Annotated in this window: 8 protein-coding genes; all 8 read left to right on the plus strand. The window is 46.8% G+C overall.

Translation table 11 applies throughout. The features are described 5' to 3' along the window. Positions 1-2: 2 nt before the first annotated feature. The 8 genes from bioB to bamA all read left to right on the plus strand — a co-directional run bounded on the left by bioB (position 3) and on the right by bamA (position 19,903). Positions 3-1,022 (plus strand): biotin synthase BioB, encoded by a 1,020-nt coding sequence (gene bioB / locus AR442_RS18180; RefSeq protein ID WP_003153914.1) that lies wholly within the window; start codon positions 3-5, stop codon positions 1,020-1,022. A gap of 1 nt (position 1,023) precedes the next feature. Further along, positions 1,024-2,220, plus strand: coding sequence for a cytochrome P450 (locus tag AR442_RS18185; protein WP_053285116.1), 1,197 nt, complete (start codon positions 1,024-1,026; stop codon positions 2,218-2,220). Between the two features lie 303 nt (positions 2,221-2,523). Then, on the plus strand, positions 2,524-3,969 hold the full coding sequence (locus AR442_RS18190; RefSeq protein WP_053285115.1) for a GntP family permease: 1,446 nt from the start codon (positions 2,524-2,526) through the stop codon (positions 3,967-3,969). 24 nt (positions 3,970-3,993) lie between these two features. Continuing rightward, the gene (locus AR442_RS18195; protein WP_014418052.1) at positions 3,994-4,695 is read left to right on the plus strand and encodes a CoA transferase subunit A; all 702 of its coding nucleotides are present in this window, start codon (positions 3,994-3,996) and stop codon (positions 4,693-4,695) included. Positions 4,696-4,712: 17 nt separating this feature from the next. Continuing rightward, positions 4,713-5,375, plus strand: a complete 663-nt coding sequence (locus tag AR442_RS18200; RefSeq protein WP_007410136.1) for a CoA transferase subunit B — start codon at positions 4,713-4,715, stop codon at positions 5,373-5,375. 12 nt (positions 5,376-5,387) lie between these two features. Next, positions 5,388-6,173 carry a 3-hydroxybutyrate dehydrogenase gene (locus AR442_RS18205; protein ID WP_014418050.1) on the plus strand — a complete coding sequence of 262 codons (786 nt, stop codon included), beginning with the start codon at positions 5,388-5,390 and terminating at the stop codon, positions 6,171-6,173. Positions 6,174-6,732: 559 nt separating this feature from the next. After that, entirely contained in the window at positions 6,733-7,935 is a 1,203-nt protein-coding gene (gene bamD / locus AR442_RS18210; RefSeq protein ID WP_053285114.1) for a bacillomycin D biosynthesis malonyl-CoA transacylase BamD, read from the plus strand. 19 nt (positions 7,936-7,954) lie between these two features. After that, positions 7,955-19,903, plus strand: coding sequence for a bacillomycin D hybrid PKS/NRPS BamA (gene bamA, locus AR442_RS18215; protein ID WP_053285113.1), 11,949 nt, complete (start codon positions 7,955-7,957; stop codon positions 19,901-19,903). The last annotated feature ends 23 nt before the right edge of the window (positions 19,904-19,926 follow it).

Genomic DNA, 19,926 nt, shown 5'->3' on the forward strand with positions numbered 1-19,926 from the left:
ACATGAATCAATGGATGGATCTTGCAGAGAGAGTGCTGGACGGGGCGGAAGTAACGAATCAAGAAGCGCTGGCCATTTTAAATTGTCCTGATGAGGATCTTTTATTGTTGATGCATGCCGCTTTTCATATCAGAAAACGATTTTACGGAAAAAAAGTAAAGCTGAATATGATTATGAATGCAAAATCAGGCCTGTGTCCGGAAAATTGCGGGTACTGTTCACAATCTTCAATATCAAAAGCGCCGATCGAGTCTTATCGGATGGTGGATAAGCATATATTGCTGAAGGGGGCAAAACGCGCCCACGACCTGAATATAGGGACATACTGCATCGTCGCCAGCGGGCGGGGACCGTCGAACAGAGAAGTAGATCAAGTTGTTGATGCTGTCAAAGAAATTAAAGAAACGTACGGTTTGAAAATCTGCGCATGCCTCGGTCTGCTGAAGCCCGAACAGGCAGAGCGGCTGAAACAAGCAGGAGTAGACCGGTACAATCATAACATCAATACATCACAAAGGAATCACTCAAACATTACGACCTCCCACACGTATGACGACAGGGTCAACACAGTGGAAACGGCGAAACAATCAGGGATGTCACCTTGTTCTGGTGTCATCGTCGGCATGAAAGAGACGAAACAGGACGTCATTGATATGGCGAACAGCTTAAAAGCGCTTGACGCCGACAGCATCCCGGTTAATTTTCTGCATGCGATTGACGGAACTCCGTTAGAAGGGGTAAGCGAATTACATCCGGTGTATTGCCTGAAAGTGCTCGCCTTGTTCCGTTTTATCAATCCGTCAAAAGAAATCCGTATCTCAGGAGGCCGGGAAGTCAACCTTCGTTCGCTGCAGCCGCTGGGACTTTACGCCGCAAATTCGATTTTCGTCGGAGATTACTTAACGACAGCAGGGCAGCATGAAACAGAGGATCATCAAATGCTCCATGATTTAGGTTTTGAAGTCGAATCCGTTGAAGAAATGAAAGCCGGCCTGCAATCCGCCTGCAATACGGAGGTATAAGATGACGGCGGGCCTATCGATTGCACATCCGTCTCTTCATGCGGATTCGGATTTTTGGAATGACCCTTACCCGTTTTATGACAAACTGCGATCCATTGATCCTATTTATAAAGGAACCGTATTAAAATATCCGGGCTGGTATGTCACCGGGTACAAAGAGGCGGCAGCGATTCTGAAAGACACCCGATTTAAAAACCGCATTCCTCTTCCGGAAGCTTCAACGAAATATCAAAATCTATCGCATATCCAGCACGATATGCTGTTATTTAAAAATCAATCAGACCATAAGCGGATGCGGATGCTTATCGGTAAAGAATTTACCGTAAAGACGGCGGAATCACTTCGCCCTTGTATAAAAGAAACGGTTCATGACTTGTTGGATCAAGTCCAAATCAAAAAAAACGCTGACCTTGTTTCAGAGTTTGCCTTTCCATTGGCAAGCCTTATCATTGCGGAGATACTCGGAGTGCCGAAAGAGGAGAGATATCAATTCAGACAATGGACGGCAGACGTCATTCAGGCCATTGATCTTACCCGATCAAGAAAGACGTTAGTCAGAGCCAGCGACACCGCAGGCAGGCTGACGTCATACTTCAGAGATTTGATTCACAAGCGGAAAGCTCACCCTCAGCAAGACTTGATCAGCAGGTTTATTATGGAGGAACAGCTTTCAAAAGAGGAAGTGCTCGGGACATGTATCTTACTTGTCATAGCCGGACACGAGACGACGGTAAACCTCATGTGCAACGGTGTGTTTACTTTATTGAAACACCCTGAACAGCTTAGCGCACTGAGGGAAAACCCCTCGCTTATTGAAACTGCAGTTGAGGAATGTATGCGCTACGACAGCCCCGCGCAGCTGACGGCACGCACCGCTTCAGAAGACTGTGAAATAAATGGGAAGACCATAAAAAAAGGAGAGCAGGTATATATCCTTTTAGGAGCAGCCAATCGCGATCCAAGCATATTCGATCAACCTCACAAAATGGATATCCAAAGAAAGCCGAATCCGCATCTTGCATTCGGAAAGAACGCCCATTTTTGTATAGGCTCCTCATTAGCGCGTATCGAAGCACAAATTGCAATTCTCACACTGTTTGAGCGGATGCCTAAGCTTCGGCTGGCCGCACACCGCCTTGAATACCGCAAGCTCATTGGTTTTAGGTCGCTCAAAGAGCTTCCGGTTGTCATTGGCTGAATGACCATGCAGGAGGGCCGGATTTTATCGGTTCCTCTTGCAGGAAATAAATGAAAGAAAAAAGAATACATATTTATAAAGCAAAAATCCTCTCTGATCCATCTCACTATCCCTAAAAAAACTCACTGCTCAGCCAATCAATATAATGCAGCAAGGGTCTCCTTTTCTTTTGCCCTAACGGAGAATTCACCATGATGCACATTTTTTCAGCCTCAGAAACTGTGCAAAACCGGCATGTTTATTGCTTTATTTTCTCGATTTTTTGTAAGCGCTTACTAATATGAGCAGAAAAGAGGGGGATTTGTGGACATTGTTATTATTTTATTGGCATTAGGCATGCTGATGTTTGCGGCTTACCGGGGCTTTTCAGTCATTTTATTCGCCCCGATTTGCGCGCTGTTTGCTGTGCTCCTGACAGATCCAAGCTTCGTACTTCCTTTCTTCTCGAATATATTTATGGAGAAGATGGTAGGATTTATTAAGCTGTATTTTCCCGTATTTCTTTTAGGAGCCGTTTTTGGCAAGGTTGTTGAAATATCAGGGCTCGCTGAGTCGATTGCAAAAACAATCGTCAAGCTTGTAGGAGCAAAAAGAGCCATTCTCGCCATCGTCTTAATGGGTGCGATTTTAACGTACAGCGGCGTCAGTCTCTTCGTAGCGGTGTTTGCCATTTATCCGTTTGCTAAAAACCTATTTATTAAAGCTGATATTCCCAAGCGTCTGATACCCGGTACGATTGCATTGGGCGCCTTTACATTTACAATGGATGCGCTTCCCGGCACACCGCAAATTCAAAATGTCATTCCGACAGCATTTTTTAAAACAAACATTTATGCCGCTCCCTGGCTCGGACTGATTGGTGCAGCATTTGTGCTTACGGCCGGAATGATTTATTTAGAATCCCGGCGCAAAAAAGCGGCCAATGCCGGAGAAGGCTATGCTGGATTTCAATCTGAAGTTTCCGCTGCAGAGGAATCCTCAGGTCTGGCTAATGAAAAACATACGCCTGTTTTACCTCGGGAGGCAGAACCCAGCCCCGCGCGGCAAGTGCTCGCCTTTGTTCCGCTTATCCTTGTGGGAGTCATGAACAAATGCTTCACGATGTGGCTCCCGCATTGGTACCCTGACGGATTTGATTTTGCGCCGCTCGGTTTAGAAGCGTTCGGGAAGATTGACCTTTCCTCCGTCACTGCGATCTGGTCAGTAGAACTCGCACTGTTCATCGGGATCATGACAACGATTTTGTTCGATTGGAAAAAAGTCCTCTTCAATTTGAAAGAAGGACTGAATGAGGGCATCGGGGGCGCCTTGCTGGCGTCGATGAATACAGGAGCCGAATACGGATTTGGCGGCATCATTGCGGCGCTTCCCGGCTTTAAAATGGTCAGCAGCGGCATATCGCAGACGTTTACTGATCCGCTCGTCAACGGAGCGGTGACGACCACTGCGCTTGCCGGGATTACAGGATCGGCATCAGGAGGAATGGGCATCGCTTTAAGCACGATGTCAGCAGCGTATACAGAAGCAATCAATACATTCCACATCCCGCCGGAGGTCATGCACCGGGTAATTTCGATGGCCTCCGGCGGGATGGACACTCTTCCGCATAATGGCGCCGTCATTACGCTGCTCGCGGTCACCGGGTTGACCCACCGCCAATCTTACAGGGATATCTTTGCCATTACCGTCATTAAAACAGCCGCTGTGTTTGTCATCATCGCCATTTTCAGTCTGACGGGCCTTGTGTAGCCAAAACAGAAAGGGGAAACGAATATGGGAAAAGGAAAAGTGATGGACTCTTATCAAGATGCTGCTGCACTGATCAAGGACGGAGACACCCTCATCGCAGGAGGCTTCGGCCTGTGCGGCATTCCGGAACAATTAATTCTCGCGATCAGGGACAGCGGCGTAAAAAACTTGACCGTTGTCAGTAATAACTGCGGTGTTGATGATTGGGGGTTAGGCCTCTTGCTTGCAAACCGGCAGATCAAAAAAATGGTCGCATCCTATGTGGGAGAAAACAAAACCTTTGAACGGCAGTTTTTAAGCGGAGAGCTGGAAGTCGAATTGGTGCCCCAAGGAACGCTCGCAGAAAGAATTCGCGCGGGAGGGGCGGGCATTCCGGCGTTTTATACACCTGCAGGCGTCGGAACATCAGTAGCCGAGGGAAAAGAACATAAGACATTTGACGGACGCACCTATCTTCTGGAGAAAGGGATTACAGGGAACGCCGCCATCGTAAAGGCCTGGAAAGCCGATCCTCTGGGCAACCTGATGTTCAGAAAGACGGCGAGAAATTTCAATCCGCTCGCTGCAATGGCAGGCAAAGTGACGATTGCAGAGGCTGAAGAAATCGTCGATGCCGGAGAGCTTGATCCGGATCAAATTCATACGCCGGGTATTTTTGTGCAGCACGTGCTGCCCGGCGGGATTCATGAAAAACGGATTGAACGCCGCACCGTCCGGCAAGCATGATAAAGGAGGCTGACAGAATGAGAGATAGCAGAAAACGAATGATCAAACGGGCTGTAAAGGAAATAAAGGACGGAATGAATGTGAACTTGGGGATAGGGATGCCGACGCTTGTAGCCAATGAGATACCGAATGATTATAACGTCCTGCTTCAGTCTGAAAACGGCTTGCTCGGGATCGGGCCTTATCCGGCGGAAGGAACGGAGGACCCCGATCTGATCAATGCGGGAAAAGAAACCATTACTGAGGTAAAGGGAGCCTCGTATTTTGACAGTGCCGAATCCTTTGCCATGATTCGCGGCGGCCACATTGATGTAGCGATCCTCGGCGGGATGGAAGTTTCCGAACGGGGAGATTTGGCGAACTGGATGATCCCCGGAAAAATGATCAAAGGAATGGGCGGAGCCATGGACTTGGTCCACGGAGCAAAACGGATTATTGTCATCATGGAGCACGTTAATAAATATGGGGAATCTAAAGTGAGAACGGAATGTACGCTTCCTTTAACCGGCAGGCAGGTGGTCGATCGGCTGATCACAGATTTGGCTGTATTCGATTTTCATGATGGCCGTATGACGCTCACCGAACTGCAGGAAGGTGTAACAATGGAGGAGGTCTTTGAGAAAACAGAAGGTCATTTTACTGTCAGCCAGTCGTTAAAAAACGGGGTCAGACCTAAATGAGGAGGTGCCGTCATGCATTCATTGCTTATTGAAAAAACAGCCGTTGTAACAGGAGCAGCCGGAGGAATCGGGCTTGAAATCGCAAAAGAATTCGCCCGTGAAGGAGCAGCCGTCATCATCTCTGATGTAAACGAACAAGCGGGGAAAGAAGCGGCGGCAAGACTGAAAGATGAAGGCTGTGAAGCAGTCAGCATCACATGCGATGTAACAAATGAAAAGCAAGTGGCCGACATGCTGCAGACGGTCGAGAAACAATTCGGACGTCTCGATATCCTTGTGAACAATGCGGGCATTCAGCATGTCGCGCCCATCGAGGAATTTCCCACCGAACAGTTTGAACGGCTCATTCGTCTCATGCTGACCGCGCCATTTATCGCAATGAAGCATGCATTCCCCATTATGAAAAAACAGCAATTCGGTCGAATCATTAATATGGCGTCTGTCAACGGATTGATCGGTTTTCACGGGAAAGCGGCATATAACAGCGCCAAGCACGGCGTCATCGGTTTAACGAAAGTCGGCGCACTTGAAGGCGCGGCTGACGGCATTACCGTCAATGCGCTTTGTCCGGGATATGTGGACACTCAGCTTGTCCGCAATCAGTTAAAGGACATTTCCGCAACAAGGAATGTACCGTACGAACGGGTGCTTGAGGACGTCATCTTTCCGCTCGTTCCCCAAAAACGGCTGCTGTCAGTGAAGGAAATCGCTGATTACGCCGTATTTTTGGCCAGCGACAAAGCAAAAGGGGTCACAGGTCAGGCCGTAGTCATGGACGGCGGGTATACCGCTCAATAGTTCTTATACTTTTTAAAAAAACAGCCGCTCTGAACGGCTGTTTTTTTATGCCTGAAAACCTTGTTCACTCAATAGGCCGATTTACTGCGTCAATCGCTATCCGGGCTGGGTCATTCACATGTTCTCCGGCGTATTTCGCCCTTGCAGATTTTCCTCATTCAGATCCATCTCTTGCGCCACATTTATAATCAAGCGCAATCAGTTTACAATCCTTCACAGATATACAAATGATTTTTTACAATAAACAGAAAATATGTAATTTCTGACACAATTATGCCGATAGCCCTAAAACATATGAAACATAAAGAGCGCGTTCTAAGTGAAGAAGAGCCGGTAACAGGCTCCACGCCGGCTTTCATCATCTCTCTTTAAGACTGATTTTCGGTGAAACCTCCATGTTTTATTTTATGAATAAATATATCTAATTCGTTTGTAAAATCGAACAATAACTCCTCCGAAAGTATTCTATACACATTTGTTATAATCATGCTAGGATGTTAGATAAAGGGATATTTTGTAGGATATTGTATTCCTTGTTCAATATGATCGGAGGAATCTCATGAACAATCTTGCCTTTTTATTTCCTGGACAAGGGTCTCAATTTGTAGGAATGGGCAAACAATTTTGGAATGATTTTATGCTCGCAAAGAGATTGTTTGAAGAAGCGAGCGACGCGATCTCCTTGGATGTAAAAAAACTGTGTTTTAACGGAGATATGAATGAATTGACAAAGACAATGAACGCGCAGCCCGCTATTTTAACGGTCAGTGTGATTGCTTTTCAAGTGTATATGCAGGAAATAGGGGTGAAGCCCCGCTTCCTGGCAGGCCATAGCTTAGGCGAATATTCAGCGCTTGTCTGTGCCGGCGCCCTTTCTTTTCAGGATGCCGTTACACTTGTAAGGGAGCGGGGAATTCTTATGCAAAATGCGGATCCCAAGCAGCAGGGGGCGATGGCCGCCGTGACTCACCTCTCTCTTCAAACGTTACAGGAAATATGTTCGAAAGTGTCGACGGAAGACTTTCCGGCAGGAGTAGCCTGCATGAATTCAGAACAGCAGCATGTGATTTCCGGACACCGGCAAGCTGTGGAACGTGTCATCAAGATGGCGGAGGAAAAGGGTGCGGCATACACTTATTTGAATGTCAGTGCGCCTTTTCACAGTTCGATGATACGATCAGCCTCCGAACAATTCCAGACTGTATTACACCGGTATTCCTTCCGGGATGCCGCATGGCCGATCATTTCAAATGTCACCGCGCGCCCTTACAGCAGCGGAAATTCGATCAGCGAACACCTCAAGCAGCACATGATGATGCCGGTAAGATGGACAGAATCGATGCATTATTTGCTTTTACACGGAGTCACGGAAGTCATCGAAATGGGTCCGAACAATGTCTTAGCCGGTCTGCTGAGAAAAACAACGAATCACATTGTACCTTATCCCTTAGGACAGACATCCGATGTTCCCCCGCTTTCCAATTCAGCGGAAAGAAAGAAACATATTGTCCATTTACGCAAAAAACAACTGAATAAATTGATGATTCAATCCGTCATTGCGCGAAATTACAACAAGGATTCAGCGGCTTATTCCAATATAACGACGCCATTATTTACGCAAATCCAAGAGCTGAAAGAGAGAATGAAAAGGCATGAAGACGTGCTTTCAGAACAAGAACTCGAACATTCGATCCATTTATGCAAATTAATTTGTGAAGCTAAACAGCTTCCGGCTTGGGAAGAATTGCGGATTTTAAAATAAAGCGCCCAGGAGGGGACCTATGTATACCAGTCAATTCCAAACCTTAGTAGATGTCATTCGGGAAAGAAGCAATATCTCTGATCGCGGGATCCGTTTTATCGAATCCGATAAAAACGAGACGGTTGTCTCTTATCGCCAATTGTTTGAAGAGGCGCAAGGGTATCTTGGCTATCTACAGCATCTCGGCATTCAGCCGAAGCAGGAAATTGTATTTCAAATCCAAGAAAACAAATCATTTGTCGTTGCTTTTTGGGCCTGTATATTAGGAGGAATGATCCCGGTGCCGGTCAGTATCGGAGAAGATGATGACCATAAGCTGAAGGTCTGGCGCATTTGGAATATATTAAATCATCCGTTTCTGATTGCCTCTGAAAAAGTATTGGACAAAATAAAGAAATACGCTGCAGAACACGATTTACAGGATTTCCATTATCAATTAAACGAAAAATCTGACGTCATTCAAGATCAAACCTACGATTACCCCGCTTCGTTTTATGAACCTGATGCGGATGAACTCGCCTTTATCCAATTTTCTTCCGGATCGACAGGAGATCCAAAAGGAGTCATGTTAACGCATCACAACTTAATACATAACACGTGCGCCATTGGGAATGCCCTACACGTTCATTCGAAAGACTCTTTCTTATCATGGATGCCTTTAACGCATGATATGGGGCTCATCGCCTGCCACCTTGTTCCCTTCATAACCGGAATCAATCAAAATCTAATGCCTACAGAGTTATTTATTCGCAGACCTATTCTTTGGATGAAAAAAGCTCATGAACATAAAGCCAGTATTCTATCATCTCCTAATTTCGGGTACAACTACTTCCTTAAATTTCTGAAAAACGAACCAGACTGGGATTTATCCCACATCAAGGTCATCGCAAACGGTGCAGAACCGATATTGCCGGAGCTGTGTGACGAATTTTTGAAAAGATGCGCAGCATTCAATCTGAAAAGATCCGCCATTTTGAATGTTTACGGTTTAGCGGAAGCTTCGGTTGGCGCAGCGTTCTCTAAAATAGGTAAAGAATTCGTTCCCGTTTATTTGCATCGTGACTATTTAAATCTTGGTGAAAGAGCTGTAAAAGTCAGCAAAGAGGACCAAAATTGCGCTTCATTCGTCGAGGTGGGACAACCTATTGACTATTGTCAGCTTCGGATCTCCGATGAAACAAATGAAAGAGTAGAAGACGGAATCATCGGCCATATCCAAATCAAAGGAGACAATGTGACGCAAGGGTATTACAACAACCCCGAGAGTACGGAAAAAGCGCTGACTTCTGACGGCTGGGTAAAAACGGGAGACCTCGGATTCATTAGTGAAAGTGGTAACTTAGTCGTAACCGGAAGAGAAAAGGACATTATTTTCGTGAACGGAAAAAATATCTACCCGCACGATATTGAACGGGTCGCGATTGAAATGGAAGAGGTTGACTTAGGAAGGGTTGCCGCCTGCGGTGTATATGATCAAAAGACACAAAGCGGAGAAATCGTGCTCTTTGTTGTTTACAAAAAATCACCTGAAAAATTTGCACCGCTTGTCAAAGAGATAAAAAAACATTTGTACAAGCGGGGCGGCTGGAGCATAAAAGAAGTCCTTCCGATCCGAAAACTCCCTAAAACAACCAGCGGAAAGGTTAAACGCTACGAACTTGCCAGACAGTATGAGGCAGGGAATTTTTCAACAGAGTCCGCCGCCATCAATGAATGTTTGGAGAGCAGCACGGAAACATCCGGACAGACACCCATTCATGAGATAGAAACGGAATTGCTGTCTATCTTTTCCGAAGTGCTCGATGGAAAAAAGGTTCACCTCGCTGACAGTTATTTTGATATGGGAGCAAATTCATTACAGTTATCGCAGATTGCCGAGCGCATAGAACAGAAATTCGGACGCGAGCTTTCCGTTTCAGATCTCTTTACGTATCCTTCTATCACTGATTTAGCGGTATATCTGTCTGAAAGCCGGGCTGAAATCAAGCAGGACGCGGCAGCGAAACCAAGCCATGTGACACCGAAAGATATCGCCATTATCGGGATGTCGCTCAATGTCCCGGGAGCGTCAACGAAAAGTGATTTTTGGAATCTGCTTGAAAAAGGTGAGCACAGCATTCGAGAATACCCCGAATCCCGGCTGAAAGATGCGGCGGATTATTTAAAGTCCATCCAAAGCGAGTTCAATGAGAATCAGTTTGTGAAGGGCGGCTATTTAGATGAAATCGACCGCTTTGACTATTCGTTCTTCGGTTTAGCTCCTAAAGCGGCTCAGTTTATGGACCCTAACCAAAGACTGTTTTTGCAGTCTGCATGGCATGCGATTGAAGATGCGGGCTATGCCGGCGGCAGCATGAACGGGAGCCGTGTCGGGGTATATGCAGGGTACTCAAAGGTGGGCTACGATTATGAACGTCTCCTTTCTGCGAATTACCCGGAGGAACTTCATCAATATATCGTGGGCAATCTCCCTTCCGTGCTAGCCAGCCGAATCGCTTATTTCTTAAATTTAAAAGGGCCGGCGGTCACAGTGGATACGGCATGCTCCTCATCGCTTGCCGCCGTTCATATGGCATGTAAATCTTTAATGTCCGGCGATTGTGAAATGGCTCTTGCCGGCGGTATCCGGACATCGCTCTTGCCGATCTGTATCGGACTTGATATGGAATCTTCGGACGGGTACACGAAAACGTTCAGCAAAGATTCAGACGGCACGGGCACAGGTGAAGGCGCCGCCGCAGTCCTGCTAAAACCTTTGCAGGAGGCTGTTCGCGACGGAGACCATATTTACGGCGTAATCAAGGGAAGCGCGATGAATCAAGACGGAACAACCGCCGGGATTACAGCACCGAATCCGGCAGCTCAGACTGAGGTCATTGAGACGGCTTGGAAAGACGCGGGCATTGCTCCTGAAACACTATCTTTCATCGAAGCGCATGGCACCGGAACGAAGCTCGGCGATCCGGTTGAATTTAACGGGCTTTGTAAAGCGTTTGAAAAGTATACGGCAAAAAAACAATTTTGTGCGATTGGTTCTGTTAAATCGAACATCGGTCATTTGTTTGAAGCGGCAGGCATCGTCGGGCTGATCAAATCTGTCCTCATGCTGAATCACAAGAAAAATCCGCCGTTAGCGCACTTTAATGAACCTAATCCGCTCATTCATTTTCACTCATCACCATTTTATGTGAATCAGGAAGTTTCGGAGTTCACATCGGGTGATGAGCCGCTGCGAGGCGGAGTCAGCTCATTTGGCTTTAGCGGAACGAACGCTCATGTGGTACTGGAAGAATATATTTCTCAAAGTGAGTATGCGCCCGAGGATGAACATGGGCCGCACCTATTTGTTTTATCCGCTCATACTGAAAAATCACTCTATGAACTCGCACAGCAGTACCGGCAATATGTATCGGATGACAGCCAAGCTTCATTAAAGTCCATTTGTTATACAGCCAGTACGGGCAGGGCTCATTTGGATCATGGCATTGCCATGATTGTATCCGGTAAACAAGAACTATCGGATAAGCTGACCCGCCTGATTCAGGGAGAAAGAAACCTTCCCGGTGTATACATCGGTTACAAGAATATGAAGGAAATGCTGCCTGCTCATAAAGAAGAGCTGAATCAACAAGCAGCCGCTCTGATTAAGCAGCGTTTACGTACGCAAGATGAACGGATCACATGGCTGCATCGCGCAGCCGAATTATTTGTGCAAGGAGCCGTTATCGATTGGCGCGCGCTGTATTCCGGTGAAACTGTACAAAAGACGCCATTGCCCCTGTATCCGTTTGAACGGAGCCGATGCTGGGCTGAAGCTGACCAATTGCGCTTAAACGAGGGCGAAAAGAGAGGAGAAGCGGCATTGAATATCAATCAATCGAAGGCGCATATTGAATCCTTCCTGAAAACTGTAATCAGCAATGCTTCAGGGATCAGGGGAGAGGAACTCGATCTGAATGCTCATTTTATCGGGCTCGGAATGGATTCTATCATGCTGTCACAGGTCAAAAAAGCCATCGCGGACGAATTTGGGGTAGATATCCCGATGGATCGTTTTTTTGATACGTTGACCAACCTTCAAAGTGTCATAGATTACTTGGCTGATACCGTTCCATCGTCCTTTGCATCCGCTCCGCCTCAAGAGAATGTTCCGGCGCAGGAAAAACAGGTCATTTCAGAAGCGCAGCCTGAATCGGATCGCAGAGATGGTCATCAAGAGCATACGCTCGAAAAAATAATCGCATCTCAAAATCAATTAATTCAGGATGCCTTGCAAGCTCAATTAAATAGCTTTAATTTGTTGAGAAACAGCGGACATCATTCCGATGAGAAAGAATACGCTAAAGCGCAAGAGAAATCAATTCCTTCTGTCAAGCAGGGGCCTCCGACCGTCATTGCAGAACAGAAAGCGGCTCAAGAAGCGAAACCCTATGTTCCTTTCCAGCCTCAGAACCTGAATGATCAGGGACACTATACCGCACGGCAAAAACAATACTTAGAAGATTTCATCAAGAAATACGCAGATAAAACGAAAGGTTCCAAACAATATACGGACAATACCCGATTTGCTCATGCAAACAACCGCAATTTGTCCAGCTTCCGTTCGTATTGGAAGGAAATCGTATACCCGATTATCGCCGAACGTTCTGACGGTTCTAAAATGTGGGATATTGACGGAAATGAATATATCGATATCACCATGGGATTCGGGGTTAACCTTTTCGGGCATCATCCTTCCTTTATTACACAGGTTATCGATGATTCAACCCGTTCATCATTGCCTCCGCTCGGCCCGATGTCAGATGTCGCCGGTGAAGTTGCCGACCGGATCCGCACATGTACCGGAGTGGAAAGGGTCGCTTTCTATAATTCCGGAACAGAGGCCGTCATGGTTGCCCTGCGTTTGGCGCGGGCGGCGACAGGAAGAAAGAAAGTCGTGGCGTTCTCAGGATCTTATCACGGCACGTTTGACGGCGTATTAGGGGTTGCCGGCACAAAAGGCGGGGCTGCGTCTGCGAATCCGCTGGCTCCGGGTATACTGCAGAGCTTTATGGATGATTTGATTATTTTACATTACAACAATCCCGATTCGCTGGATGTGATCCGCAGTCTTGGTGATGAATTGGCAGCCGTACTGGTGGAACCGGTACAAAGCCGCAGACCGGCTTTGCAGCCGCAGGCATTTTTGAAAGAATTGCGGGCGATCACGCAGCAATCCGGAACAGCTCTGATTATGGATGAAATTATTACCGGATTTCGGATCGGTCTCGGCGGCGCACAGGAATGGTTCGGCATTCAGGCTGATTTAGTGACCTACGGAAAAATCATCGGCGGCGGACAGCCGTTAGGGGTAGTTGCCGGAAAAGCTGAGTTCATGAATGCGATCGACGGGGGTACCTGGCAGTATGGGGACGATTCCTACCCGCAAGACGAGGCGAAGCGCACGTTTGTGGCCGGCACCTTCAATACTCACCCGCTTACCATGAGGATGTCATTAGCCGTCCTTCGCCATTTGCAAACCGAGGGAGAACATCTGTATGAGCAGCTTAATCAAAAAACAGCCTACCTGGTCGATGAGCTGAATCGCTGCTTCGAACAAGCGCAAGTGCCTATCCGCATGGTTCGATTCGGTTCTTTATTCCGGTTTGTCTCATCGCTTGATAATGACTTGTTCTTTTACCACCTCAACTATAAAGGGGTCTATGTGTGGGAAGGACGCAACTGCTTCTTGTCTGCCGCGCATACCGCGGATGATATCGAAAATATTATTCAAGCGGTGAAAGACACGGTGGAGGATCTTCGCCGAGGCGGATTTATCCCGGAAGGTCCGGATTCCCCTGATGGCGGAGGCCGTAAAAAGTCCGGGACGCGCGAGCTTTCACCTGAACAAAAGCAGTTGGTTATGGCATCCCATTACGGGAATGAAGCTTCCGCCGCTTTAAACCAGTCCATTATGCTGAAAGTGAAGGGCGAACTGCAGTATACATCATTAAAACAAGCCGTCCGGCATATCTTTGACCGTCATGAAGCTTTACGTACGGTGATTCATCCCGATGACGAGGTACAGCAAGTGCAGGAACGGATGAATATAGATATACCTGTCATTGATTTTACCGGCCTCCCGCATGAACATCGGGGGCCGGAAATCCAAAAATGGCTGACAGAAGATGCCAAGCAGCCGTTTCATTTCCATGAACAAAAGCCTTTGTTTAGAATCCATGTGCTTACATCGGCTCACAATGAACATCTGATTGTGCTCACGTTCCATCATATCATTGCCGATGGATGGTCAATCGCCGTTTTTGTTCAAGAACTGGAGAGCAACTACGCGGCAATAGTACAAGGAAAACCGATTTCGCCGAAAGAGGCAGATGTTTCGTTTCGCCAATACTTAGACTGGCAGCAGGAACAGATTGACAGCGGCCATTATGAAGAAGGGGTCCGTTATTGGCGGCGTCATTTCTCTGAACCGATACAGCAGCCAATTCTGCCAAGCACAGCTTCTGTCCGTTATCCGAACGGGTATGAGGGAGACCGGTGTACCGTCAGGCTTGGACGGCCATTGAGCGAGGCTTTAAGGTCATTAAGCATTCAGATGAAAAATAGCGTATTTGTGACGATGCTGGGCGCATTTCATCTTTTTCTGCACCGGCTTACCAAACAGTCAGGCCTTGTGATCGGGGTCCCCGCAGCAGGTCAATCGCATATGAAACAGCATGATCTGATTGGAAATTGCGTCAATATGATTCCGGTGAAGAACACGTCTTCTTCAGAAAGCACTTTATCCGGTTATCTTGGCAGTATGAAAGAAAGCGTGAATCTTGCAATGCGGCACCAAGCCGTCCCGATGACACTGGTGGCCAGAGAGCTTCCGCACGATCAAGTGCCGGATATGCGTATTATCTTTAATTTAGACAGGCCTTTTCGAAAGCTGCATTTCGGAAAAGCGGAAGCGGAGCCCGTTGCATACCCGGTAAAATGCACCCTGTACGATTTATTTCTTAACATAACAGATGCGCATCAAGAATATGTTCTTGATTTCGACTTTAATACGAACGTCATCAGTCCGGAAATCATGAAAAAGTGGGGAGCGGGTTTTACAAAATTGCTGCAAAAAATGGTTGAGGGAGATTCAATCCCTCTTGACGCCATGATGATGTTTTCCGATGAAGAACAGCATGATTTACAAGCACTTTACGCCGAACACCAGAAGCGGGTCTCTTCAATAGGAAGCAATACGGCAAATTTTACTGAAGCCTATGAGGCGCCGGTAAATGAAACGGAGCGGCAGCTGGCGCGGATTTGGGAGGAACTTTTCGGCCTTGAACGGGTTGGCAGATCAGATCGCTTCCTGGCTCTGGGAGGAAACTCACTCCAGGCGACGCTTATGCTTTCCAAAGTTCAGAAGACATTTCATCAAAAGGTTTCCATCGGACAATTTTTCAATCACCAGACTGTTAAGGAATTAGCACGTTTCATTCAGAACGAAACGAAAGTCGTGCACCTCCCGATGAAGGCTGCCGAGAAAAAAGCGTATTACCCGACATCGCCGGCGCAGCAAAGAGTATATTTCCTGCACCAACTGGAACCGGATCAGCTGGCGCAAAATATGTTCGGCCACATCTCAATAACAGGGAAGTACGATGAGCAAGCCCTGATCTCATCTCTTCAACAAGTGATGCAGCGGCACGAAGCGTTTCGCACGTATTTCGACATTATAGATGGCGATATCGTTCAGAAACTTAAAAACGAAGTTGATTTTAACGTTCATGTCCGGACAATGAGCCGGGATGAATTTGATGCCTATTCAGACCGGTTTGTAAAACCGTTCCGCCTGGACCAAGCTCCGTTAGTTCGTGCGGAGCTGATCAAGATTGAAAACGAGCAGGCCGAACTGCTCATCGATATGCATCATATCATTTCGGACGGTTATTCCGTCAACATCCTGACAAATGAATTGCTGGCTTTATATCATCAGAAACCATTACCGGACATTGAATTTGAATATAAAGATTTCGCAGAATGGCAAAACCAACGGCTGAATGACGATGCCATGAAGCGGCAGGAGACATATTGGCTGGAACAATTTCAAGACGAAATTCCCATCCTTGACCTGCCGACAGACGGTTCCAAAGCGGCAGAACGGTCTTCTAAGGGACAGCGTGTGACATGCTCCTTACAGCCGGATGTCATCCGTTCGCTTCAAGATTTAGCACAAAAGGCGGAAACGACTCTCTATACGGTGCTTCTGGCCGCCTATAATGTGCTGCTTCATAAATATACGGGACAAGAAGACATTGTCGTTGGCACGCCTGCTTCAGGAAGAAATCATCCGGATATCGAAAAAATCATCGGTATTTTCATACAAACCATCGGAATCCGGACGAAGCCGCACGCCAATAGAACGTTTACGGATTATCTGGAAGAAGTAAAGCGGCAGACGCTTGACGCTTTCGAAAACCAAGACTATCCATTCGACCGGCTTGTGGAAAAATTAAATGTGCAGCGGGAAACAACCGGAAAGTCTCTGTTTAACACGATGTTTGTGTTTCAAAACATTGAATTTCATGAAATCCGGCACAATGAATGTACATTTAAAGTGAAAGAACGAAATCCAGGGGTCTCTTTATATGATTTGATGCTTACGATCGAAGATGCCGGTCAACAGATAGAGATGCATTTTGATTATAAACCGGGACGATTCACAAAAGACACCATTGAACAGATCACCAGACACTATACCGGCATTTTAAACAGCCTTGCTGAGCAGCCGGAGATGACATTGTCTTCCGTTCCTATGCTGTCTGAAACCGAACGGCATCAACTGCTGACGGAGTGTAATGGCACAAAGACGCCGTATCCGCATAAGGAAACGGTATATCGGTGGTTTGAAATGCAGGCGGAACAGAGTCCCGATCATGAAGCCGTTATTTTTGGCAATGAGCGGTATACGTACAGACAGCTCAATGAACGGGCGAACCGATTGGCGCGGACGTTACGGACAAAAGGCGTACAAGCGGATCAATTCGTTGCCATCATCTGCCCGCATCGGATCGAGCTGATTGTCGGAATTTTGGCTGTTCTGAAAGCCGGCGGCGCATACGTGCCCATTGATCCTGAATATCCGGAAGATCGGATTCAATATATGCTGAGAGATTCAAGGGCGGAGGTTGTGTTGACACAGCGCAGCCTGCTGGATCAATTACCGTATGATGGTGACATTGTGCTTTTGGATGAGGAAAACTCATACCATGGGGATCACTCGAATCTTGAACCGGACAGCGATGCGCATGATTTGGCCTACATGATCTATACGTCAGGTTCCACGGGAAATCCAAAAGGTGTACTCATTGAGCATCAGGGACTGGCTGATTATATTTGGTGGGCGAAAGAGGTTTATGTAAGAGGTGAGAAAACCAACTTCCCATTATACTCTTCCATCTCTTTCGATCTGACTGTGACCTCGATATTTACACCGCTGGTTACGGGAAATACCATCATTGTCTTTGACGGCGAAGACAAAAGCGCTGTGCTTTCTGAGATTATGCGGGACTCAAGAATAGACATGATCAAATTGACCCCGGCACACCTGCACGTCATCAAAGAGATGAATATCGCTGGCGGCACCGCAATACGGAAAATGATTGTCGGCGGAGAAAATTTAAGCACCCGTCTGGCCAAAAGTGTCAGCGAGCAGTTTAAAGGCCGGCTGGACATTTTCAATGAATACGGACCGACGGAAGCAGTCGTCGGATGTATGATTTATCACTTCGACGCAGAACGGGACAAGCGGGAATTTGTACCGATCGGCACTCCGGCTGCCAACACGGATATTTATGTGGCCGATGCAAGCAGAAACCTGGTTCCGTTCGGGGTAATCGGCGAAATATATATCAGCGGACCGGGTGTTGCCAGAGGGTATTGGAACCGCCCGGATTTAACGGCAGAGAAATTTGTTGAAAACCCGTATGTCCCGGGAGCGAAGATGTACAAATCAGGGGATTTGGCTAAGCGATTGAAGGACGGAAATCTTGTATATATTGGGCGCGTTGATGAACAAGTCAAAATCAGGGGACACCGAATCGAGCTTGGTGAAATTGAAGCAGCAATGCATAACGCGGAAGCGGTGCAAAAAGCCGCGGTTACAGTGAAAGAAGAAGAAGACGGCTTAAAACAATTATGCGCGTATTACGTAAGCGACAAGCCTATAGCGGCTGCGCAGCTTAGGGAACAATTGTCATCGCAGCTTCCGGACTACATGGTTCCGTCCTATTTTGTCCATCTGGAGCATATGCCGTTAACATCCAACGGGAAAATAAACCGTAAGGCACTGCCTGCACCAGAAGCGAGTCTGCAGCAGACAGCTGAATATGTACCGCCGGGTAATGAGACGGAGTCCAAACTGACAGATTTATGGAAGGAAGTGCTCGGAATAAGCCATGCGGGGATCAAACATAATTTCTTTGATCTCGGAGGCAACTCCATCCGAGCGGCTGCCTTAGCCGCCAGAATTCACAAAGAGCTGGATGTGAATCTGTCTCTCAAAGACATATTCAAGTTTCCTACCATTGAACAATTGGCTGACAAGGCGTTACACATGGACAAAAATCGATATGTACCGATTCCGGCTGCAAAGGAAATGCCATATTATCCGGTTTCTTCAGCTCAGAGGCGGATGTATTTGTTAAGTCACACAGAAGGCGGCGAGCTGACTTACAATATGACGGGTGCCATGAATGTGGAAGGGACGATCGATCCCGAACGGTTAAACGCCGCTTTCCGAAAATTAATCGCGCGTCATGAAGCGTTGCGGACCAGCTTTGATTTATATGAAGGCGAGCCGGCACAGCGTATTCATCAGAACGTCGACTTTACGATAGAACGAATTCAAGCAAGCGAAGAAGAAGCGGAAGACCGTGTGCTTGATTTCATCAAAGCGTTTGACTTAGCCAAACCGCCGCTGATGCGGGCCGGACTGATTGAAATTGAACCTGCGCGGCACGTGCTTGTGGTTGATATGCATCATATCATTTCTGACGGCGTGTCCGTCAATATTCTGATGAAAGATTTAAGCCGAATCTACGAGGGGAACGAACCGGACCCGCTCTCTATTCAATATAAAGACTTTGCAGTTTGGCAGCAATCGGACATTCAGAAACGGAACATCAAGAGCCAGAAAGTGTATTGGCTGGATCAGTTTCACGGTGATATTCCTGTACTGGATATGCCTGCGGATTATGAGCGGCCTGCCATACGCGATTACGAAGGCGAATCATTTGAATTTCTTATACCCGAACACTTGAAACAGCGTTTAAGCCAAATGGAAGAAGACACAGGAGCAACACTGTATATGATTTTATTGGCAGCCTATACGATTCTTTTATCCAAATACAGCGGACAAGAAGATATTATCGTAGGAACGCCATCTGCCGGGCGGACTCATTTGGATGTAGAGCCGGTCGTGGGAATGTTCGTCAATACGTTAGTCATTCGCAATCACCCGGCGGGCCGTAAAACATTTGATGCCTACTTAAACGAAGTAAAAGAAAACATGCTGAACGCCTATAAAAATCAAGACTATCCGTTGGAAGAATTAATTCAGCATCTGCATCTTCCAAAAGATTCAAGCCGTAATCCTTTATTCGATACGATGTTTGTGCTGCAAAATCTTGATCATGCTGAATTGACTTTCGATTCCCTTCAACTCAAGCCGTATCCATTTCATCATCCGGTTGCCAAATTCGATTTGACCTTGTCGATTCAGGCAGACCGCGACAACTATCAAGGACTGTTTGAATATTCGAAAAAACTGTTTAAGAAAAGCAGAATCGAGGTTTTATCAAACGACTACTTACACATCCTATCGGCGATTTTGGAACAGCCAAGCATTCTAATCGAACATATCGGATTGAGCGGCAGCAATGAGGAAGAAGAGAACGCGCTTGATTCTATTCAATTGAACTTTTAGGGAAAAGCATTATTTCTTTAAAA

The sequence above is a fragment of the Bacillus velezensis genome, from assembly GCF_001461825.1.
In the GTDB taxonomy this organism is placed as follows: domain Bacteria; phylum Bacillota; class Bacilli; order Bacillales; family Bacillaceae; genus Bacillus; species Bacillus velezensis.

What these genes read in the sequence shown, in the direction of transcription:
- bioB (WP_003153914.1), top strand. Translation starts at nt 3, where the DNA reads ATGAATCAATGGATGGATCTTGCAGAGAGAGTGCTGGACGGGGCGGAA.
- AR442_RS18185 (WP_053285116.1), top strand. Translation starts at nt 1,024, where the DNA reads ATGACGGCGGGCCTATCGATTGCACATCCGTCTCTTCATGCGGATTCG.
- AR442_RS18195 (WP_014418052.1), top strand. Translation starts at nt 3,994, where the DNA reads ATGGGAAAAGGAAAAGTGATGGACTCTTATCAAGATGCTGCTGCACTG.
- AR442_RS18200 (WP_007410136.1), top strand. Translation starts at nt 4,713, where the DNA reads ATGAGAGATAGCAGAAAACGAATGATCAAACGGGCTGTAAAGGAAATA.
- AR442_RS18205 (WP_014418050.1), top strand. Translation starts at nt 5,388, where the DNA reads ATGCATTCATTGCTTATTGAAAAAACAGCCGTTGTAACAGGAGCAGCC.
- bamD (WP_053285114.1), top strand. Translation starts at nt 6,733, where the DNA reads ATGAACAATCTTGCCTTTTTATTTCCTGGACAAGGGTCTCAATTTGTA.
- bamA (WP_053285113.1), top strand. Translation starts at nt 7,955, where the DNA reads ATGTATACCAGTCAATTCCAAACCTTAGTAGATGTCATTCGGGAAAGA.